The sequence below is a fragment of the Nonomuraea angiospora genome (assembly GCF_014873145.1).
In the GTDB taxonomy this organism is placed as follows: domain Bacteria; phylum Actinomycetota; class Actinomycetes; order Streptosporangiales; family Streptosporangiaceae; genus Nonomuraea; species Nonomuraea angiospora.
On record NZ_JADBEK010000001.1, the window covers coordinates 7,234,873 to 7,255,393 of the forward strand.

20 protein-coding genes are annotated in these 20,521 nt (G+C 73.5%); 11 read left to right on the forward strand and 9 right to left on the reverse strand.

The window, feature by feature from the left end; all coding sequences use genetic code 11:
- Window positions 1–149: 149 nt before the first annotated feature.
- Entirely contained in the window at window positions 150–1,571 is a 1,422-nt protein-coding gene (locus tag H4W80_RS32825) for a PI-PLC domain-containing protein (protein WP_192788614.1), read from the reverse strand.
- A gap of 133 nt (window positions 1,572–1,704) precedes the next feature.
- Between H4W80_RS32825 and H4W80_RS32830 the strand changes: the two genes are divergently transcribed.
- Window positions 1,705–2,370, forward strand: coding sequence for a sensor domain-containing protein (locus tag H4W80_RS32830; RefSeq protein WP_192788615.1), 666 nt, complete (start codon window positions 1,705–1,707; stop codon window positions 2,368–2,370).
- A gap of 11 nt (window positions 2,371–2,381) precedes the next feature.
- Here the strand turns inward: H4W80_RS32830 and H4W80_RS32835 are convergent, their stop codons facing one another.
- Complete coding sequence (locus H4W80_RS32835; RefSeq protein WP_192788616.1) at window positions 2,382–2,768, reverse strand: hypothetical protein; 387 nt, start codon at window positions 2,766–2,768, stop codon at window positions 2,382–2,384.
- Between the two features lie 168 nt (window positions 2,769–2,936).
- Between H4W80_RS32835 and H4W80_RS63870 the strand changes: the two genes are divergently transcribed.
- The 3 genes from H4W80_RS63870 to H4W80_RS32850 are packed head-to-tail and all read left to right on the forward strand — an operon-like array spanning window position 2,937 to window position 6,664.
- On the forward strand, window positions 2,937–4,973 hold the full coding sequence (locus H4W80_RS63870) for a sensor histidine kinase (protein ID WP_192788617.1): 2,037 nt from the start codon (window positions 2,937–2,939) through the stop codon (window positions 4,971–4,973).
- Window positions 4,970–5,629 carry a response regulator gene (locus H4W80_RS32845; protein WP_192788618.1) on the forward strand — a complete coding sequence of 220 codons (660 nt, stop codon included), beginning with the start codon at window positions 4,970–4,972 and terminating at the stop codon, window positions 5,627–5,629. The genes H4W80_RS63870 and H4W80_RS32845 overlap by 4 nt, the downstream gene beginning before the upstream one ends.
- Before the next feature lie 51 nt (window positions 5,630–5,680).
- On the forward strand, window positions 5,681–6,664 hold the full coding sequence (locus tag H4W80_RS32850) for an aldo/keto reductase (RefSeq protein ID WP_225963806.1): 984 nt from the start codon (window positions 5,681–5,683) through the stop codon (window positions 6,662–6,664).
- Between the two features lie 97 nt (window positions 6,665–6,761).
- On the opposite strand, the gene H4W80_RS32855 is transcribed toward H4W80_RS32850, so the two are convergent.
- Complete coding sequence (locus H4W80_RS32855; protein ID WP_192788619.1) at window positions 6,762–7,817, reverse strand: Glu/Leu/Phe/Val dehydrogenase dimerization domain-containing protein; 1,056 nt, start codon at window positions 7,815–7,817, stop codon at window positions 6,762–6,764.
- Window positions 7,818–8,122: 305 nt separating this feature from the next.
- Between H4W80_RS32855 and pqqA the strand changes: the two genes are divergently transcribed.
- The 7 genes from pqqA to H4W80_RS32890 all read left to right on the forward strand — a co-directional run bounded on the left by pqqA (window position 8,123) and on the right by H4W80_RS32890 (window position 14,516).
- On the forward strand, window positions 8,123–8,278 hold the full coding sequence (gene pqqA, locus H4W80_RS32860; protein ID WP_225963807.1) for a pyrroloquinoline quinone precursor peptide PqqA: 156 nt from the start codon (window positions 8,123–8,125) through the stop codon (window positions 8,276–8,278).
- A 12-nt stretch (window positions 8,279–8,290) separates the two neighbouring features.
- Entirely contained in the window at window positions 8,291–9,106 is an 816-nt protein-coding gene (pqqB, locus tag H4W80_RS32865) for a pyrroloquinoline quinone biosynthesis protein PqqB (protein WP_192788620.1), read from the forward strand.
- Window positions 9,103–9,774, forward strand: coding sequence for a pyrroloquinoline-quinone synthase PqqC (pqqC, locus tag H4W80_RS32870; protein ID WP_192788621.1), 672 nt, complete (start codon window positions 9,103–9,105; stop codon window positions 9,772–9,774). The genes pqqB and pqqC overlap by 4 nt, the downstream gene beginning before the upstream one ends.
- A complete protein-coding gene (gene pqqD, locus H4W80_RS32875; RefSeq protein WP_185069146.1) occupies window positions 9,771–10,010 on the forward strand; it encodes a pyrroloquinoline quinone biosynthesis peptide chaperone PqqD in 240 nt (79 codons plus the stop codon). Before pqqC ends, pqqD begins: the two co-directional genes overlap by 4 nt.
- A complete protein-coding gene (gene pqqE, locus H4W80_RS32880; protein ID WP_318787175.1) occupies window positions 10,007–11,059 on the forward strand; it encodes a pyrroloquinoline quinone biosynthesis protein PqqE in 1,053 nt (350 codons plus the stop codon). The genes pqqD and pqqE overlap by 4 nt, the downstream gene beginning before the upstream one ends.
- A gap of 92 nt (window positions 11,060–11,151) precedes the next feature.
- Window positions 11,152–11,538 carry a hypothetical protein gene (locus H4W80_RS32885; protein ID WP_192788622.1) on the forward strand — a complete coding sequence of 129 codons (387 nt, stop codon included), beginning with the start codon at window positions 11,152–11,154 and terminating at the stop codon, window positions 11,536–11,538.
- A 38-nt stretch (window positions 11,539–11,576) separates the two neighbouring features.
- Window positions 11,577–14,516, forward strand: coding sequence for an AfsR/SARP family transcriptional regulator (locus H4W80_RS32890; RefSeq protein WP_192788623.1), 2,940 nt, complete (start codon window positions 11,577–11,579; stop codon window positions 14,514–14,516).
- Here the strand turns inward: H4W80_RS32890 and H4W80_RS32895 are convergent.
- The 6 genes from H4W80_RS32895 to H4W80_RS32920 form a co-directional block, all read right to left on the reverse strand.
- A complete protein-coding gene (locus tag H4W80_RS32895; RefSeq protein ID WP_192788624.1) occupies window positions 14,484–16,337 on the reverse strand; it encodes an AfsR/SARP family transcriptional regulator in 1,854 nt (617 codons plus the stop codon). The two genes, H4W80_RS32890 and H4W80_RS32895, sit on opposite strands and share 33 nt — an antisense overlap.
- Window positions 16,338–16,437: 100 nt before the next feature.
- On the reverse strand, window positions 16,438–17,658 hold the full coding sequence (locus H4W80_RS32900) for a glycosyltransferase (RefSeq protein WP_192788625.1): 1,221 nt from the start codon (window positions 17,656–17,658) through the stop codon (window positions 16,438–16,440).
- A 138-nt stretch (window positions 17,659–17,796) separates the two neighbouring features.
- Entirely contained in the window at window positions 17,797–18,057 is a 261-nt protein-coding gene (locus H4W80_RS32905; protein ID WP_192788626.1) for a GlsB/YeaQ/YmgE family stress response membrane protein, read from the reverse strand.
- A gap of 39 nt (window positions 18,058–18,096) precedes the next feature.
- Complete coding sequence (locus H4W80_RS32910) at window positions 18,097–19,011, reverse strand: hypothetical protein (RefSeq protein ID WP_192788627.1); 915 nt, start codon at window positions 19,009–19,011, stop codon at window positions 18,097–18,099.
- Between the two features lie 70 nt (window positions 19,012–19,081).
- Window positions 19,082–19,546: a MarR family winged helix-turn-helix transcriptional regulator gene (locus H4W80_RS32915; RefSeq protein ID WP_192788628.1), complete on the reverse strand. Its 465-nt coding sequence runs from the start codon at window positions 19,544–19,546 to the stop codon at window positions 19,082–19,084.
- Between the two features lie 73 nt (window positions 19,547–19,619).
- Window positions 19,620–20,516, reverse strand: a complete 897-nt coding sequence (locus H4W80_RS32920; RefSeq protein ID WP_192788629.1) for a sugar phosphate isomerase/epimerase family protein — start codon at window positions 20,514–20,516, stop codon at window positions 19,620–19,622.
- Window positions 20,517–20,521 lie beyond the last annotated feature (5 nt).

Below are 20,521 nucleotides of genomic sequence, written 5' to 3' on the forward strand. Positions count from 1 at the left end.
CCCAGACAGAGCGCCTGGGGATTCCTGAAGTGATTCGAGCACAGCCATCCGCCCCTCCCGAACGCAGACACCGCCCCGTTCATGCTGCCGTCCGGGGGTACGAGGGAGCGAACGATTTTCCGGCCGCCGCCCCCTCGTACGACGGGGGTTTACTGGATTGCCCCGGATTGGGAGAGAAGGTCCTGGTACCAGGTGTCGTACGGGCGGTTGGCCGCCGGGTAGTTGGCGAGCGGGCTGGTCGCGTCGCCGGCCGAGTCGAAGTCCCAGCCCCGTACGATCCGTCCCGCCTGCCGCGCCGCGGTGATGAACGAGGACTGCGTGGCGGGCGCGGCGTAGAACAGCGCGCCCTGCTGGAGCTCCGCGCTGTCGCCCTGCTGGAACTCGTCGAAGGCGACCTGCTGGTAGCGGATGCGGTCGCCGGTGTACCTGTCGGTGTCGATGCGCAGGGTCTGCGACGGGGTCGGGCCGTCGGCGCCGGTCCACACGCGCACGCGTGAGGTGCCGCTGGCCGAGGTGGTCTTGTCGTAGCGGGCGTCGGAGGTCTTGGCGTTGCCGCTCCACGAGACCGACATCGCGCCGGCGTCGAGCACGCCGTCCCAGTTCCAGTTCTGGCTGCTGCTCTGGCTGCGGTGGATCTCGCGCAGCCGGGTGCCCGCCGGATCGGTGAACCTGATCGTCGGCAGGACGCCGTCGTCGTACTTGCGGCTGGCCGACCAGGAGATCTCGCCGTCGGCGCCGAGGCGGCCCACGCGGTACCACAGCGTGGTCGCGGTCTGGGACTGGTGGACCTCGACCAGGTCGCCGTTGTCGTTGAGGGCGACGGCCGGGGTGACGCCGCTGTCGTACCTGCCGTGGCGCAGCCAGGTCACGCGGCCGTCGGCGCCGTACGTGCCGGACCAGTACCAGAGGGCGCCCGCACCCGAGTCGTGCACCTCCACGACCTGGCCGCGGCCGTTGATCGCGACGGCCGGGCTGGAGCCGACGTCGCGCTTGTACAGGGTGCGGGTCGTCCCGTTGCCGGAGATCAGGGGCAGCACCCGGCCGCGCAGCGCGTCCACCGTCGGCGGGGTCGCCGGGTAGTCCTTGGCCCAGAGCAGCCGCGGGCCGAAGACGGAGACGAGCTCCTGGTTGAGCGCCGCCAGGTTGCCGGCGGCGTACGAGGGGTTGTCGGTCAGGTCGTCCTTGACGTCGAGGGCGACGACGATCGGGGCGGCGGTGGGATGCTGCGCGGACCAGGTGTTGATCGCGTTGAGCCAGTCGCGCAGCAGGTTGGAGGCGGGGTTACCGGCGTGGTCGACCTGGTTGCCCGGGGAGTCGTGGCCGATGGAGTAGTCGTTCGAGGTGGCGTAGCCGTTGTCGTGTATGTCGAGTTCGATGAAGCGGATGCCGTGGTCGAGCTGGTAGGCGATCGAGTTCCTGGCGCCGGAGATGTTGCCCGAGTAGCTGTTGTGCGTGGCGCGGAAGATCGCCGAGGGTAACGGCGGGTCCGCCTGCGCCTCGGCGGGTCCGCTGATCAGCAGTGCGGCCGCGGCGATGGAGAGCGCGGACAGGACGGTTCTTGATCGGAGCATGCTCTGATCATCACGTCGCGGATCTTTCCCGACAATACGGCTGCCGAGGCGGTTCAGGTAGGGCTGGCCCTACCACGTACACGCCCGTGCGCAGGGTCGATGCGTCATGGGCCCGGCTCGTAGCGTCTTCCCCATGAGAACCCTCCAGCGCCGCCTCGCCACCGACACCCGCTACACCCTGCTCGGCCTCCCGCTCTCCGTCGCCTCCTTCGCCACCACCGTCATCGGCGTCTCGGCGGGTCTGGGCAGCGCGGTCGCCTTCGTCGGCCTGCCGGTGCTGGCCACGACCGCCGGCGCGGCCAGGCACCTCGCCGACCTCGAACGCGTCGCGCTCCCCGGCGTGCTGGGCCACCCCGTCGCCCGCCCGGCGTACGCGCCCGTCCCCGAGGGCGCGGGCTGGTTCCGCCGCGTGATGAACCCGCTGACCAGCGGGCAGGCGATGATGGACCTGCTGCACGGGATCATCGCGCTGCCGTTCGCGCTGGCCGCCTTCGTGCTCAGCGCCGTGTGGTGGGCCGGGGCCATCGCCGGCCTCACCTTCCCCGTCTACGGCTGGGCCATCGCCCGGATCCCCGGCGCCCTCGAGAACGGGCTGCCCGAGTGGCTGGGGCTGGCCGCCACCCCCACGACGTTCGTGCTCGTCACCACGGCGGTGGGCGCGCTGTTCGCGCTGACGCTGGTGCCGGTGGTCCGGATGGCCGCCCTGCTCAAGGCGGGCGTGGCGCAGACCATGCTCACCCGCGCCGTCCACCCGGAGCCCGCCCCGACCCGCGAGCCCGCCTGGGTGATCGCGCGATAGCACGCGAGCGGTCAGGCGCGCAGCACCTGGACCACGCGTACGCCGCTGAAGACCCCCATCGCCAGGTGCGCTCCGACCAGGGCGATCTGGAAGAGCCGCAGGGAGGCGGTGAGCCGGGGGTCGTCGTAGCCGCCGTCGTAGAAGCCGGAGACGAACGCGAGAACGCCCGCGATCGCGAGCAACCCGGCCGAGACGGCGGCGACGCCGCGGTTGCGGCGGGTGGTCCCGAAGGCCAGGACGGCCTGGACGATCATCATGGGGAGCGGCGCGGACAGGCGCGCCTCGGAGCCGAGCGCGTCGAGGAGGGTCGGGCTGAGGCCGGTTCCCAGTGAGATCAGCGCGCCCGTGACGTCCATGACGAGCAGCAGGGCGACGAAGGCTGGAACGGGTCGGTTCATGGTGATTCCTCCGTGTGTCGATGGATCCACCATGGGTGCCCGGCTGTCCGCGTTTCACGAGGCCACGGTCATGATCTCGACGGGACGTCCGGTCCCGGCCGGGCGGGACGTGACAGTCGGGACATCCTGTCCCGTGACCTGCGCACGCTCGGCGGGCACAATGGCGCCGTGTCACCACGCGACAGGCGGGCCAAGGCGGGCGCCGCCGCCGGCGCGGCCCTCACTCTGGGCCTCACCGCGGCCGGCATCGTGCTGCACGTCGCCGACGGGCGGACGCCCGGCAACCCCGACCTCATGGCGTGGTGGCCGATGAGCGCGACGGCCGCCTGCTCGTACGGACTGATGGGCGCCTGGCTCGCCGGCGCGCGCCCGCGGCTCGTCATCGGCTGGCTGCTGCTGGCCATCGGTCTCCTCCAGGCGATCAGCCTCGCCGGCCCGCAGTACGCCGTGCACGCGCTGGCGCTCGGGCATCCCCTGCCGGGCGCCGAGGCCGCGCTGTGGGTCGGCAACTGGACGTGGCGCACCGGGCTCGCCCTCATCGCCCTGGTGCTGCCGCTGCTGCTGCCCGACGGGCGGCTGCTGGGGCGCGGCTGGCGCCCGGTGATGTGGCTGGCGGCGGCCGGCGTGCTGGCGGCGAGCGTGGACGCGGCCAGGACCGGCTACGCCGTGGACGCGCCCAGCCTGGTCGGCACCTACCTGCGTAACCCCGTCGGCGTGGACCGGCTGCCGCCGTGGCTGGGGCTGGCGGTGAACGCGATCCCGGCGACGGCGCTGGCGTTCGCCCTCGTGTGCCTGTGGCTCAGGTGGCGCGAGGGCGGCCTGGCGCAGCGGCAGCAGCTCAAGTGGATCGGGCTGGGGTTCGCGGCCACGGTGGTGCTGTTCGGGCTCGGCTTCCCCCTCGGCCCGGTGGTGACCGCGGCGGCGATGCTGCCGCTGCCGCTCGGCTGCCTGGTGGCGGCCATGCGGTACGGGCTGTGGGACGTCGACGTGGTCGTCAGCCGGTCGCTGCGCTACACCCTGTTCCTGCTGTGCGCCCTGGTCGGATACACCGCGCTGGTGGACCTCCTGAGCGGCGTGCTCGGGCGCTCGACCGGCGCGCCGCTGGTCGCCGTGGCGGTGGTGGCGCTGGCCGGCCGCCCGTTGGAGGGCCTGCTGCGGGGCCGGGTCAACCGGCTGGTCCACGGCCGGCGCGAGGACCCGTACGCGGTGCTGGCCGGCATCGCCCGGCGCTTGGACGCCGCCCGCGACGCGCACGTGGTCGGCGCCGAGCTGCTGCCCGAGATGACCCGCACGGTGGCCTCGACGATGCGCCTGCCGTACGTGGCGATCGAGCTGGCGGACGGCGAGCGCGTCGCGCACGGGAGCCCCGTGACGGCGACCGAACGCCTCCCCCTGCGTTACGGCGGGGCCGACGTCGGCACCATGCTGGTCGGCCACCGCGCCGACGGGCTGAGCCGGGCCGAGCGCAGGCTGCTGGCCTCCCTCGCCGCGTCCGCCGGGGTGGCCGTGCACACGGTCGCCCTGACGCGGGACCTGGTGCGCTCGCGCAAGCAGCTCGTCACCGCGCGGGAGGAGGAGCGGCGGCGGCTCTACCGGGAGCTGCACGACGGCTTCGGCCCCCTGCTGGCCGCGGCGGCGCTGCAGGCCGAGACCGCCCGCGACCTCATCGGCGAGGACCGGGCGGCGGCGACGCGGCTGCTGGACAAGGTGGTGCCGCGGCTGCGCGGGGCGGTGGACGACGTCCGCGGGATCGTGCACGGCCTGCGCCCGCCCGCACTCGACGATCTCGGCCTGCCGTCGGCCGTGCGCGAGCTGGCCGGCCGGTTCGCCGGCGCGCGCCTGCGGATCGACGTCGAGATCGTCGAACCCCTGGATCCGGCGCCGGCCGCCGTCGAGGTCGCCGCGTACCGCATGGTGGCCGAGGCCCTGACCAACACCACCCGCCACGCGGGCGCGGCCACGGCCCGGGTCGAGCTGCGGCGCGAGGCGGACGACCTGCGGGTCGTGGTCGAGGACGACGGCCGTGGCATGCCGCGGGCGCCGGTGCCGGGCATGGGGGTGGCGTCCATGCGGGCCAGGGCGCGCGAACTCGGCGGTGACCTGACCATCGGCGCCGGGACCGGTGGCGCCGGGACCCGCGTCGAGGCCCGCCTGCCGCTGCACACGCGCGGCGAGATCGAGCTGACCGAGGAGGTGCCCGCGTGAGGGTGCTCGTCGTCGATGACCATCCGCTCTACCGGGAGGGACTCATCACCGCCCTGGAGTCCCTGCCGGACGTCGAGGTGGTCGGGGAGGCGCCCGACGGGCACGAGGCCGTCCGGCTCGCCGCCGAGCTGACGCCGGACATCGTGGTGATGGACCTCAACCTGCCCGCGCGCGACGGCGGGCCGGCGCTCAACGGCATCGACGCCACCCGCGAGGTCGTCCGGCACCGGCCGGAGACCGCGGTGCTGGTCCTGACGATGCTGGACGGCGACGACTCGGTGTTCGCGGCGATGCGGGCGGGCGCGCGGGGCTATCTCGTCAAGGGTGCCGACCGGCAGGAGATCGCGCGGGCGCTGCGGGCCGTCGGCAGCGGCGAGGTGGTCTTCAGCGCGGCGATCGCGGGGCGGGTGCTGTCGTGGTTCGCCTCCGGCGGCAGGGCCGCGACCACGCCGTTCCCCGAGCTGACCGAGCGCGAGCGCGAGGTGCTCGACCTCGTGGCCCGCGGGCTGACGAACGCGGCCATCGCCAAGCGGCTGTTCCTGTCGGACAAGACGGTCCGCAACCACGTGTCCAACGTCTTCACCAAGCTGCAGGTCGCCGACCGCGCCGAAGCCGTCGCCCGGGCCAGGGACGCGGGCCTGGGCACGGGCGGCTGATGTGCTGCGGCCCGCCGTCATCCGATCCCGGGCGTGTGGTCAACTGGCGGCATGACTGCGGAGAGCTGGGACGGGATGGGTGTGCGTGAGCTGGGCCGCACGGGGCTGCGGGTGACGCCCGTGGGGATCGGGCTGGCCGCGCTGGGCCGGCCGGCGTACATCACGCTCGGCCGGGAGGAGGACCTCGGCGCTGATCGCAGCGTCGCGGCGATGTGGGCCCGAAGCTGGGCGGTCCTCGACGCGGCGCTGGCGGCCGGCGTGCGGTACTTCGACGTGGCCCGCTCCTACGGCTGGGCGGAGGAGTTCCTCGGCGGCTGGCTGCGCGAGCGCGCCATCGCGCCCGGGGCGGTGACCGTGGGCTCGAAATGGGGGTACGCCTACGTCGGCGGCTGGCGGATGGACGCCGAGCGGCACGAGGTGAAAGAGCTGTCCGCCGGGCAGTTGCGACGGCAGCTCGACGAGACCCGGGAGCTGCTGGGCGAGCACCTGTCGCTGTACCAGATCCACTCGGCCACCGTGGAGAGCGGCGTGCTCGACGACCAGGACGTCCTCGCCGGGTTGCGCGACCTGCGCGCCTCCGGCGTGTCGGTCGGCCTGTCCACGACCGGCCCGCGCCAGGCGGACACCATCGACCGGGCGGTCGAGCTCGGCCTGTTCGACACGGTCCAGGCGACCTGGAACCTGCACGAACCGTCCGCCGGCCCGGCCCTGGACCGGGCCCATCGCGCCGGGCTGGGGGTGATCGTCAAGGAGGGCGTGGCGAACGGCCGCCTGACCGCCCACGCCGCCCCGGACCCGCTCGCCCGCGCCGCCCGCGAACGCGGCCTCACCCCGGACACGCTGGCCCTGGCCGCCGTCCTGGCCAGGCCGTGGGCCGGCGTGGTGCTGAGCGGGGCCGCGTCGGTGGAACAGTTCCACAGCAATCTCGCCGCGGTCCGCGTCGCCTGGGACCCGGACCTGGACGAGCGGCTCACCGTACTGGCGGAGGATCCCGAGACCTACTGGGCGACCCGGGGCTCGCTGACCTGGCAATGACCGCTGGCGGCCGGTCGGCTCGGGAGGGCGGCTGGTCGGCCGGGAGGCCGTTGCGGGTGGCGAGGGCGCGCATGGCGGCGCTGCGCCCTGCACGGCCTTACCCGACGGGCCGGCGGGCTCGCGCGGCGTCGAGGCGGCGGCGGGCCAGCTCCGTCGCGGCCCGGGCGGGGGTGACGTCGCGGTGTTCGGCCTCGCGGAGCAGCTCGGTGACGGTGTGCTCGATGGCCTCGACGCGTACGCGGGCCTCCTCGGGGCTCTCGTGACGCAGCTCCACGGCGAGCGCGTTGATGGCGCCGCCCGCGCTGACGACGTAGTCCGGCACCCAGACGATGCCGCGCTCGTGCAGCAGGTCCGCGACGGGCTCGGCGGCGAGCTGGTTGTTGGCCGGCCCGGCGATGGCGGCGCAGCGCAGCTCCGGTACGACGTCCCCGGTGAGGATGCCGCCGAGCGCCGCCGGGACGAGGATGTCGGCCTCGGCCGTGAGGGCTTCTCCCGGCGAGGTCCAGGTCGCGCCGAGCTCGCGGGCCCGGGCCCGCTTGGCCGGGTCGATGTCGCTGACCAGGAGTTCGGCCCCCTCCTCGGCGAGCAGGCCGGCCAGGCGGAGGCCCACGCTGCCGAGCCCCACCAGCGACACGCGCGCGCCCTTGAGTGCGGGGGTGCCGTGGAGGCGGTGGCGTACGGCGCGCAGGGCCGCCAGCGTGCCCAGCGCCGTGGCCGGTGAGGAGTCGCCGCTGCCGCCCTGCTCCACCGGCCGGCAGAAGACATGGGCGGTACGTTCGCCGATGACCGCCATGTCCTCGGGGCTCGTCCCGACGTCCGGGCCGGTCGCGTACGTGCCGTCCAGGGACGCGACGGCGTCCGCCACGTCCTCCAGCACCCTTCGGCGCAGCCCCGGATCCAGCTCGGTGCCCTCGGGAACGGCGACGACGGTCTTGCCGCCGCCGTTGGCCAGCCCGGCCACGGCGCACTTGGCGGTCATGCCGGCCGACAGGCGCAGCGCGTCGGTTAGCCCGTCGCGCCAGTCGGCGTAGCGCCAGACGCGGCATCCGCCCACCGCCTGGCCGAGCGCCGTCGAGTGGACGGCGACGATCACCGGCAGCCCGGAGCGCGGGCCGGTGCGGATGGCGACGTGTTCGTGGTCGAGTTCGGGCACGGCCCCGGTCCTTCCGGTCGAACGGCATCAGGGCTCAAGCGTCCGCCACAAGCCGGCACGCGGGCCCCTCGGCCCGAACGAACGGCCGGAAATCGGCGCGACCACGCGAACGAGACGAACTTCGTTTGGCGATCGGGCGGCTTCGCCGACCGAATGGCGAGACATCGGATGAACGATCCCGCCGGGCGCCCCCAGGCCCGGAAAGATTCCGGAAATCGGCGATATAGCTCCGATCTAAGGCATTGACGTCCGACACCTCGCAGGGTCATATCGGTTGTAACACCCTACGGAAGGCAGGTACGCATATGTCCCAGCCGAAAGAGCAGGGCAAGAAGCAACCTCGCAGGATCCACGAGAAGAAGGTCAGGACCCGCGGCGAGGAGACGACCTGGCACAAGCCGGACTACCAGGTCGTCGAGGCCTCCATGGAGATGACCGCGTACTTCCTGGCCACCCGGTAACCGGGCGCCGCCATGCGACTGCAGGTGCTCGGCACCGCGGCCGGTGGCGGCGTGCCCCAGTGGAACTGCGCGTGCCCCGGCTGCTCCGGGGCGCGCGCCCATCCGGGCCGCCGCCGACGTCACGCCAGCCTGGCCGTCCAGCTCGACGACGGCGCCTACGTGGTCAACGCCACGCCCGACATCGCCGAGCAGATCGAGTCGTGCGCCTGGCTGCGCCCGGGGCCGGGCCCCCGCGAGTCGCCGCTGAAGGGCGTGATCCTCACCGACGCCGAGCTCGACCACACGATCGGCCTGCTCAGGCTCAGGGAGGCCGACGCGCTGGAAGTGCGCTCCACCCCGGTCGTACGGCACGCGCTGCGGCCCTTCGCCGAGCTCCTGCGCCCCTACCTCCAGCTGACCTGGGCCGAGGCCGCCGCCATCCCGGTGTCGGGCAAGCGCCCCCGGTACGCCGCCGACTCTCCCGAGGTCGAGGCCACGGGCTGGGTGTCGGCGCTGCGCCTCGGGCCGCTGGTGTACGCGCCCGCCATGGGGGTGTGGCCGGACGAACTGGACGAGGCGTTCCGGCAGGCCGAGTGCGTGATCGTGGACGGCACGTTCTGGGACGACGAGGAGCCCCGCCGTACCGGGATCTCCGCCAGGACCGCCACCCAGATGGGCCACCTGCCGATCGAGGCGACCATGGAGCGGCTCTCCAAGCTGCCCGGCCGCCGCCTCTACACCCACCTCAACAACACCAACCCCCTCGTGGACCCGGCGGCCGAGCAGCACGAGGTGCTCGCCGAGCTGGGGATCGAGGTGGCCGCCGACGGGATGGTGATCGACCTTTGAACGGCTTCGAGGCCGAGCTGCGCGCCGTAGCGGAGAAGCGCTACCACCACCTGCACCCGTTCAACCAGCGCATGCACGCGGGCGAGCTGACCCGCGACGAGCTGCGGGGCTGGATACTCAACCGCTTCCACTACCAGCGGCACATCCCGGTCAAGGACGCGTTCGTCCTGGCCAAGCTGGGCACGCCCGAGCTGCGCAGGATGTGGTTGCGCAGAATCCAGGACCACGACGGCGCCGCGCCCGGCGAGGGCGGCATCGAGCGGTGGCTGCGCCTGGGCGAGGCGGCCGGGCTGGAGCGGTCGCTGCTGCTGTCGGGCGAGGGCGTGCTGCCCGGCGTGCGGCTGGCCGTCGACGGCTACGTGAACCTGTGCCGCAACGGCTCCGCGCTGGAGGCCGTCGCGGCGTCGCTGACCGAGCTGTTCGCCCCGGACCTCATGCGTACGAGGATCGCCGCCTTTGAACGGCACTACCAGTGGATAGACCCGGACGGGCTGCGATATTTCCAGGTACGCGTCTCCCAGGGCCGCCAGGACAGCGGCGAGGCCCTGGCCCTGGTGCTCGACTGGGCGCGCACGCGCGCCGACCAGGACAAGGCCGTCGCGGCGCTCGCCTACAAGTGCGACCTCCTGTGGTCCCTGCTCGACGCCGTGAACGGGGCGTACCGATGACCTGGCGCCCGGTGCTTTCCCGCTCGGCCATGCTCCGCCATGACCCGGTACGCGGGGCGGACCTGCTGATCGTGCCCGAGCGGATCGTCGTGCTCAACGCGGAGGCGGCGGCCATCGTCGCCCTGTGCGACGGCGCGCGGACCGTGGCGGACATCGTCGCCGAGCTGCCCGAGGGCCCGGAGTCCGACATCGTGGAGTTCCTGGAACGGGTCCGGGCCGAGGGCTGGCTCCGGTGAACGCCCCCTGGGCCATGCTGGCCGAGCTCACGCACGCGTGCCCGCTGCGCTGCCCGTACTGCTCGAACCCGACCGAGCTGGCGGCCAGGTCGAGCGAGCTGGGCACCGGCGAGTGGCGGCGGATCTTCGGCGAGGCGGCGGCGCTGGGCGTCGTGCACGCGCACCTGTCCGGCGGCGAACCGCTGCTGAGGCGGGACCTGGCGGAGATCGTGGCGGCGGCCGACCGCGCGGGCGTCTACACGCAGCTGGTCACCAGCGGCGTCGGGCTGAGCGAGCGCAGGACGGGCGAGCTGGCGGCGGCGGGGTTGCGCAGCGTGCAGCTGTCGGTCCAGTCGGCCACGGCGGAGGAGTCGGACCGGATCGCCGGGGTCGCGTCGTTCGCGAGGAAGGAGCGGGCCGCCGCGGCGGTGGTCGCGAGCGGGCTGCCGCTCGGGCTCAACGTGGTGCTGCACCGGGCCAACCTGGACGCCGTGGGCGAGATCATCGAGCTCGGGCTGGCGTGGGGCGTGGAGCGCATCGAGCTGGCCAACACGCAGTTCTACGGGTGGGGGCTGCTCAACAGGTCCGCGCTGCTGCCAACCAGGGAGCAGCTCGCCCGCGCCGAGGCCGTAGTCCAGAAATATCGGGAAAAGACGGATGTTGAGCTGATCTGGGTGATTCCTGATTACTTCGACGGCGTGCCCAAGCCCTGCATGGGCGGCTGGGGCGCGATCTCGCTCACCGTCGCGCCCGACGGCCGCGTGCTGCCCTGCCCGGCGGCGTACGACCTGCCGCTGGACGTCCCCAACGCCCGCGATCACTCGCTCGGCTGGATCTGGGAGCACTCGCCCGCCTTCAACGCCTACCGGGGCACCGGCTGGATGCGCGAGCCGTGCGCGAGCTGCCCGCGCAAGACGCTCGACTTCGGTGGCTGCCGCTGCCAGGCGTACGCGCTGACCGGGGACGCGAGCCGTACCGATCCGGCCTGCGGGCTCTCCCCCGACCACCACCTCGTCACGGAGCTGACGGCGGGCGGCACGTTCACCTACAGGCGGCCGGCGCGCCGGTAGCCCCGCGCGTATGCGCGGCGTCAATCCGCTGTGAACGACCGCGCCCTACGGTCGGCGTCATTCACCTTTGCCGCCGACCGAGGAAGGCAGCCATGTTCCGCACCCCTTTCCGCCGAGGTCTCGCCGCCGCCGCGGCCTGCATCGCCCTCTCCGGATCCGCGAGCGCCTGCGGTGGCGGCGGGAACGCCGAAGTGTGCACCGAGACCTTCAAGCTCTACGAGGACTACACGACGCAGGCGCAGACCGCGGCCGGCGACGCCGCGAGCATGAACAAGCTGAACGCCGACATCGGCGCCAAGGTCAAGGAGCTCGCCGGAAAGGCCGAAGGCGACCTCGCGGCGGCCCTGAACGGCATGGCCGGCACCTTCACGAACGCCCAGATCGACCCCTCCGACAAGGACGCGGCCCTGGCCGAGCTGCAGGAGGTGCGGACCAACATGAAGACCGCCCTGGACAAGGTCAACGCGATCTGCACCTGATAGGCGGAGAAAGGGGGTGACCTCTCCTGACCGAGCGGATGTGGTTCACGCTGCTGGGCCCGGTGCGGGTGCTGCGGGAGGAGCGCGAGGTCCGGCTGGGCGGGCCGCAGCAGCGGGCCTTCCTGGCCCTGCTGCTGGCCGCCGCGGGGCAGCCGGTCGGCGTCGATGACCTGGTCGACGGCCTGTGGGGGCAGGACCCGCCGCCCACCGCGCTCAACGTGCTGCATCGGAACGTGGGGAAGCTGCGCCGGGCGCTGGAGCCGGGGCTGCCGGCGCGGGAGGCGGGCCGGTGGCTGCTGCCCGCGGCGGGAGGTTACCGGCTCGCGGTGGACGCCGCCTGCGCGGACCTCCTCCGGTTCCGGGAGCAGGTGGCGCGGGCCCGCGCGGCCGCCGCCGAGGACCGGCCCGCCGAAGCGGTGGACCACTACGTGCGGGCGCTGGGGTTGTGGCAGGGGGCCGTGGGCGCCGGGATCCCGCCCGAGGTCCGTGCCCGGCCGGTCTTCGTCGCCCTGGACCGGGAGTACGCGGCGGCGGTCGGCGTGGCCGCCGGCTACGCGCTGGCCGCCGGCCGGCCCGCGCCGCTGCTGCCGGCCGTGCGGGCGGCAGCCGAGCGGGAGCCGCTGGACGAGCTGCTGCAGGCCCGGCTGGTCCAGCTCCTGGCCGCGACCGGCCGCCAGGGCGCGGCCCGCGACCACTATCTCCAGGTCCGCGCCCGGCTGGCCGAGGACCTGGGCATCGACCCCGGGCCCGAGCTGACGGCCGCGGGAGAGAGCGTGCTACGCCGCCCGGCCGCCCAGCAGGGGACGCGGACGAGCAAGAGCGGCCACGGCCTGCCCGGGACACCGGCGAGCATGACCGGACCTGCCCGGCAGGGGGCGCGGGCGAGCATGACCGGACCTGCCCAGCCCGGGGCGTGGGCGAGCGTGGCCAGGCCCGCTCAGCTGCCCGCCGATCCGCCGGTCTTCGAGGGGCGCCAAGCGGAGCTGGCGCAGCTGCCGGCGCCGGAGGAGGACCAGGCCGGGGCGGGCGGCGCGGAGGTCAGGGTCATCTGCGGCATGGGCGGCATCGGCAAGACCACCCTGGCCGTGCGCTGGGCGCATCAGGTCGCCCACCACTACGCCGACGGCCAGCTGTTCCTGAACCTGCGCGGCTTCCACCCCAGCGACCGGGCGATGAGCGCCGGTGAGGCGCTGGACGCGCTGCTGGCCGGCCTGGGCGTGGCCGCGGAGGAGATCCCGGTCGACGTGGAGGCGCGGGCCGCCCTGTTCCGCGACCGCGTCGACGGACGGCGGCTGCTCCTGCTGCTCGACAACGCCCGCGACGCCCGGCAGGTACGCCCGCTGCTGCCCGCCTCCCCCGGCTGCCTGGTGATCGTGACCAGCCGTAACCGGCTCGACGGGCTCGCCGGCGCCCGCCCGCTGGCCCTGGAGCCGCTGCCGGCCCGCGAAGCCGCCGATCTGCTGCGCGCCCGGCTGGGCGCGGCGCGGGTGGAGGCCGAGCCGGACGCGACCGCCCAGATCCTGTCCTTATGCGGCGGACTGCCGCTCGCGCTGGTCGCCGTCGCCGCCCACGCCCTGACCCACCCGTCCTTCACGCTGGCGTCCATCGCGGCCGAGCTGCGCCAGGCGCGCGGCAACCTGGACGGCTTCGCCGGCTTCGACGCGACGGCGGCCCCGCAGGCGGTGTTCTCCTGGTCCTACCGCGCGCTCACCCCGGCGGCGGCCCGGCTGTTCCGGCTGCTGGGCACCGTGCCGGGGCCCGACCTCAGCGCGTCGGCCGCGGCCGGCCTGGCCGGCCTGAGCCTTTCCGACGCGCTCCCGCCGCTGCTGGAGCTCACCGCCGCCCACCTGCTCACCGAGCACGTGCCGGGCCGCTTCACGTTCCACGACCTGATCCGCGCGTACGCCGCCGAGACGGCCGCCGAGGAGGAGGCGGATCACGAGGTCACGGCCGCCCTGCACCGGCTGCTGGACCACTACCTCCGTACGGCCCACCGCTGCTCGGAGCTGATCAAACCGGGCCAGAACGCGATCCCCTTCCCCGACCCACAGGACGGCGTCACCCCGGACCCGGTGGACGACACGGTCCAGGCGCTGGCCTGGTTCGGGGCCGAGGAGGAGGCCGTGCTCGCCGCCGTCGAGCACGCGGCCCGGCTCGGGCTCGACCACCATGTCGCGCATCTGGCCTGGTCGGCGCACACGTACCTGATCCTGATGCGCCCGGCGGAGCGGGTGCTGGCGCTGGCGCGGACCGCGGTGCGGGCCACCGAACGGCTCGGTGACGCGCGCATGCACGCCCACGCCCTGCACGCCCTGGCGTCGGCGTGCACGCGTGCCGGGCTCCCAGGGGAGGCGCACGACGCCTACCGGCGCGCGTTGAGCCTGTTCACCGAGCTGGGGGATGTGAAGGGACAGTCCGTCGCCCATCTCGAGCTGACCCGCCTGCACGACCGGCAGGGCCGTTACCAGGAGGCGCTGCGCCACGCGCGGCGCTGCCTCGTGCTGTCCCGCCAGGAGGGGGCGACCCCGTTCGAGGAGGCCGGCGCGCTGAACGCGGTGGGCTGGGTGCTGATCCGGCTGGGCGAGCCGCGCGCGGGCCTGGCGTACAGCCGGCGGTCGCTGAAGCTGCAGACCAACGTGGTCGGCCAGAGCTTCGTCCTCTACACCATCGGATGGGCGCATCACCTCCTGGGAGAGCACGGTGCGGCGATCGACAACTACCGCAGGTCCCTGGCGCTGGGCGACGGCCAGAGCTGGCACGGTCGTGACCACGACGCCCTGGTGCTGGAGCGGCTCGGGGACGCCCTGCACGCCGCCGGCGATCTCGACGCGGCCAGGTCGAGCTGGCGGGCCGCCCTGGAACGCCTCTACGACTCCCGGACCGAGGCCAGGGCGACCCTCGCCGCCAAACTCGGCGCTGAACTCGGCGCCGAACTCGGCGACGCGTCAGCCCATGGGCAGGGCCGCCGGTCGCCGTGAGTGGAATCGCAGCAGCCGGCTCAGCGCGGCGTCGCACTGTTCGACGCCCTCGCACGCCCATGCCTGCCGCCTCGCGAACGCCTTGACCAGACCGTGGTACCGGTAGGTCCCGCCCGGCCCGGCCAGCAGCAGGTGCGCGTCCACCAGCGACTCCAGCAGCCCGTGCGCCCGCCGTCGCGGCAGGCCGAGCAGCGCCGCGACCGACTCCGCCGTCAGCTCGCCGTAGTCGGGCAGCGCGGCGAGCCGGAAGGCCGTGGCCTGCTGCGGATCGAGCCGGCTCTGGGCCAGCAGCAAGGGCGCCTCGATCAGCGCGCAGCCGTCGTTCGCGCCCGCCGGCCGGTACAGGTCGTCCTCCAGGCGCATGCGGACCTGCCGCACCGTCCAGTGCGGCCTGGCCTGCAGCAGGTCCGCGGCCACGCGTACGGCCAGCGGCTGGTGCGAGCACAGGCCGACCAGCTCGACCGCCTCCTGCCGGTGCCCGAGGACGCGCCCGTGGCCGGCCAGCCGGGCCAGCAGCTCCAGCGCGTCCGCCGGGGAGAGGACGTCGAGCCCGATCCAGCGGGCGCCGGGCAGGTCGATCAGGTGCCGCCAGGTGGTGACGATCGCGGCGCAGCCGGGCGCCGCCGGCAGCAGGTGGCGTACCTGGTCCGCGTCGCGGGCGTCGTCCAGCAGCATCAGCACCCGCCGGTCGGCGAGCACGGTTCGCCACAGCGCCGCCCGCTCCTCCAGCCGGTCGGGCAGCCGATCCCCCGGCACGCCGAAGGCGCGCAGGAAGGAGCCCAGGACCTCGGCCGGATCCGCCGGGCGGCCGGCGGACGTTCCGAGATCGGCGTAGACCTGGCCGTCCGGGAAGCGCTCCCGCATCGCGTGCGCCGCCTGGACGGCCAGCGCGGTCTTCCCCACGCCGCCGAGCCCGGTGATCGCCACCACCGGCGTCCACCCGGCGGGACCGAGCGTGTCGTGGACGGCGGCCAGCTCCGCCTCCCTGCCCACGAAGCCGGGTGGCGCGGCGGGCAACTGGGCGGGCGGCCGCCCGGCCGCGACGGCCGGCGCCGGGTGGGCGAGCCCCGGGTCCGCGCGCAGGATGCGCTGATGCAGCTCGCGCAGGCCGGCGCCGGGGTCGATGCCGAGCTCCGCCGCGAGCAACCGCCGCACCTCGTCGTACGCGCCCAGCGCCTCCGCCTGCCGGCCCGACCGGTAGAGGGCGACCATCTGCAGCTCGCGCAGCCGCTCGCGCATGGGCTCGGCGGCGACGGCCTCGGCCAGCTCCTCGCTCGCCTCGGCGTGCCGGCCGAGCTCCAGGTCGAGCGACAGCCGCTCCTCCAGCGCGGCGACCCGGCGCTGGACCAGGCGGGTGCGCTCCTGGTCGACGTAGTCGCCGCGGGCCCCGCCCAGCGGCGGGCCCTGCCACAGCCGCAGGGCGCCGCGCAGCAGGCCGGCCGCCTCGGCCGCGTTCCCCCGAGCGCGTACGGCCTGCGCCTCGCGCACCTGCCCGAGGAAGGTGTGCCAGTCCACGGACGCCGCGCCGGCGGAGATGACGTAGCCGCAACCGGACGACCTGATCACCCGGTCGTCGTCCTCGCCGGACGACACGACGCGGCGCAGCCGGCACACGTAGGTGCGTACGACGGCCCGCGCGCTCTCCGGTGGCCGCTCCCCCCACAGCGCGTCCACGATCTCGTCGATCGACGCCGCCTCGCCCTCGCGTAACAGCAGGAAGGCGAGCAACGCCCGCTGCTGGGGTGCGCCGAGGTCGAGCTCCACGTCACCGCGCCATCCCCTGACCGGCCCCAGCAGGGCGAACCGCAACCCAGTCCCCATGATCGATCGTTCCTCCCCCATTGGTAAGACCCCTGGTCAGACCGCGTGAAATCGTAGGCCGCCCTTTGTGACCAAGGACTGACCGAAGTGTGATCGCGGCTCACCCTCGACGAGCCGCCACCAGTTCGGCGATCGTCTCCAGGGCGTCGAAGCCGGCGATCTCCTCGCGCAGCTCCCGTGCGCGGGCGCGGTAGGACGGCGTCGACAGGACGGTGTTCACGGCCGAGCGGAGTGCGGCGTCGTCGGGGCGCGCGGTGGCCAGGTTGACGCCCGTACCGCTCCACTCGACCCGGGCGGCGATCAACGGTTTGTCCTCCGTGACGCCCCCGACGACGAGCGGGACACCGTGCCGCAGGGCGGTGTGCACCCCGCCGTAGCCACCGTTGGTGACCAGGAGGTCGGCATGGGGCAGCAGCAGGTCGAAGGGGATGAAGTCGGCCACCCGGGCGTTGCCGGGCACGGTCCCCATGAGGTTCCGCACGTCCTCGACCCCGCCCGGCCGCGCGGTGGCGGCGACGACGAGGACGTCGGAGTCGGCGAGGACGCGCAGCGTGGGGACGACCAGCTCCTCCAGGTCCACGTTGGCGAACGTCCCCTGCGTCGTCACCACGACCGGGCGGCCGTCCGACAGGTCCTTCCACCACGACGGCCGCTCGAAGGCCCCGGCGGGCGCCGACGGCAGGGGGCCGACGAAGCGGAAGGAGCTCGGGAGGTCGTCACGGGGGAACTCGAACCCGGGGACGGTCAGCTGCAGGTAGTGGTCGGGGACGGTGATCAGGCTGGTGAGCACGAACTCGGGAAGGCTCACCCCGACCGACTCGAACAGCTTCTCCAGATGCCGCTGCGCGTCCATGTGGACCTCCGGGCCCCAGCCGGTCGCCGGGGGCGGCGGCGAGACGCCCACGCTGACGGTGATCGGACGGGTGTCCGGCCCGGAGGCCAGGGAGAGCGGCAGGGCCCCGAGGAACAGGTTGTCGGTGATCACGGCGGTGGCCGGGACGTCGGCCAGCAGCCGCCGCAGCGCCTCGTACTGGGCCGGGACCGGGTCGCCGAAGACGTGCTTGACGTCGAACCCGAGCTGGACGGGACCGGGAGGGAGCTGGCCGCGTTCGGGGAACTCCAGGTCCATCCGCCGGTCGTCGTAGTCGGCCTCCTCGGGGAGCGCCGTGAAGTACGCGCCGACGGCCTCCGCGCGTTCCTTGAACCTCGTGCCCGTGAGGAAGGTGACCTCGTGACCGCGCCGCACCAGATCGGCGGCGACGGTGAGGAGGGGCGCCACGTGCCCGTTGGCGGGCGTGGCGGCGATGATGATCTCGGACATGGACCTCTCCGCTGTCAGAACGTGAGAAACAAGCGGAGATCGTATGTTCGCCCTTGTGCATAACTAGTGATCGGATTCAACACGCGCGAACGGCCGCCGCCGGAGCCCGACACTCCGGCGACGGCCGCGTCCATCACCTCAGGATCTGCTTTTCCTGCCCAGCAAGCTCGTGGCGGCCGCCACGCAGGCGACGGCGAGGCCGAGCTGCACGACGATCACCAGCCAGGTCTTCTCGCTGAAGCCGAACAGGTAGGCGATCCCGGTGCCGGCCCCGGCGGCGACGATGCCCGCGGCGATGGTGGCGAACCAGCCGATGTCCTGGCGTCCGGGCAGGAGCAGTCGGCCCAGGCCGCCGACGACGGCCCCGCCGATCACGGCGCCGAGCAGGATGGTGAGCATTTCGTTCTCCTCGTGTGGGTGTTTTCCGATGGGTCGGAGCTAGTTGCCGCTGTCCTGCTGGGCGAGGTCGCCGCAGGTGAAGCCCTCTCTGCGCTCGGGATCGAGCTGGATCCGGCTGAGGTTGGTGGTCTCCATGGGCCTGCGGAAGGTCTCGAGCTTGTCGCAGTCGTACAGGACGTACGTGCCGTCGCTCTCGCCGAGCAGCATCATCCAGCGGCCGTCGTAGAGCGGCTTGTCGTCCTCGGCGCTCTTCACCACCGTCCACTGGTCCTGGAAGCCGACCGCGTTCAGCAGTTCGCTGGCCTGGCCGGTCTCCTGGACGTCGACCGCGCCCTCGACGAGGCTCAGGATGAGCAGGAAGCCCAGGCCGACGCCGGTCAGGCCGCCGACGATCACCTTCGTCCCGGCGCGGCCGACGGGCTTGCGGCGCATCAGCCGGAACGGGATCAGGAAGGCCAGCACGCCCAGCCCCACCGCGACGACGACCATGACGAACAGGTCCAGCGTGCCGAAGATGCGGAAGATGCCCCAGTACGTCGCCCCGCACCACAGCGCCGCCGCCGTGGCGGCGATCCAGGGCCGCTTCCTGATCCCCTGGAGGAGCCTGTTCGCCGCGCCGCCGGTCAGCCTGTCGATCAGCCATCCCAGGCCGGCGATGACGCCGAGCAGCGGGAGCGCGACCAGCAGGAGCAGGACCAGGGTGCTCGTCAGCCGGCCGAGCAGGACCGACTGGTCGACGCCCACCTGCTGCGGGTTGACGCCGAAGACGGCGTACATCTGCTCGACGCCGATGTAGAGGACCGCATAGAGCGCCACCGTGATCGGCACGACGACGGATCCGATGCGTTCGAGCAGCGCCATGACGCCGCCGCCGTCCTCCTGCTCCGTGGCGACGGCGCTCTCCGGAGCTTCGGGAGGGTACGGGCGCTCCGGCGATATCCGATGACTCGACATGGCCCACGACCGTAGGACCCGCCCGCATGCGGAACGTTGACGGCGCGTATACGCGCCGGTGGAGGGCTGCCTACTGCGCGCCGCCCGGCTCGACGAGGTGATCGAGGAGGACCTGGCTGATGTCCTCCAGTTGCCGCAGCTGCTCCGGGGTGAGCAGGTCGATCAGGTGCTCGCGAACGCTGGCGACGTGGCGGGGAGCCGTGGCCCGCAGGGCCGCCAGGCCGTCGTCGGTCAGGACGGCGAGCCAGCCACGCCGGTCGTCCACGCAGTGCTCCCTGCGCACCCATCCCTTCTCTTCGAGCTTGTTGACCGCGTGGGAGATGCGGCTGGGCTTGGAGTTGGTCCAGTGCGCCAGCTCGCTCATGCGCATGGTCCGCTCGGGCGCCTCGGAGAGCAGGACCAGGAGCTCGTAGTAGGTCGGCGGCATGCCGGCCCCGGCCAGCAGATCGCGCTCCAGGCGGTCGGTCAGCAGGCGGCTGGCCAGCCCGAAGGCCCGCCAGGCCCGCTGTTCGTCGTCGTTGAGCCATCGCGTCACGAAGCCATCGTACTCAATGGTTTCGCGCTGAAATAAGCTCGGGACGGCGCCGGGCCCGGCGGGTCCGAGGCGGTCAGAACCTGAGCTTGCGCAGGTAGCGGTAGCCGACCTCCGCGGTCTGGCGGGGGGTCACGTCGGGGGTGTCGTTCTCGACGATGTACTCCTTCACCTGGTGCTTGTCGAAGATCCGCCGGAAGTCGATGGTCCCGGTGCCGAGGTCGGCCATGTCGCCGTCTAGGTGCCGGTCCTTGACGTGGAACTGCAGCACGCGCTGCGGCGCCCTGCGGATGACGTCGAGGGCGAAGCCCACCGGGTCGGCGGCGCCGCGCCCGACGCCGCCGGTGACCGCCCAGTAGATGTCGATCTCCAGGTGGACCAGGCGGGGGTCGAGCTCGGAGGTGAGCACGTCCCAGGGGGTCTTCCCGCCTCCGAGGTCGGTCGTGAACTCGTGGGCGTGGTTGTGGTAGCCGTAGCGCAGGCCCGCCGCGCGGGCGGCCCGCGCCTCGACGTTCATGCGCTCCGCCCACGCCTTCCACTCGTCCAGGCTGGTGGAGTTGAGGTAGGGGACGACCATGAAGGACTGGCCGAGGGTCAGCGCGTTCTCGATCTTCGTGTCCAGGGCGGCCTGGTCGGCGGTGAGGCCGTCGTGGCTGGAGCTGGCCCGGATGCCGAGCCCGTCGAGGAACGCACGGAGCTGCTTGGCCGTGCGGCCGAAGTAGCCGAGCGCGACCTCGATCTTCGGGTAACCGGCCGCGGCCAGGTAGGCGAGGGTGGCGTCGTAGTCCTTGGCGAGGTCGTCGCGTACCGTCCAGAGCTGGATGCTGATCTGGTCCCGGGGGACGCGGTTCCTGCCGGGGTGGTGTGAGGTGGCCGCGGCGGCGGCCGGGGAGGCGGCGGCGACGGCGGCCGCCCCGAGTCCGAGGCCCGCGGCGAGCAGCGAGCGCCTGCTGGGGCCGTATCCGTAGCACATGGGGG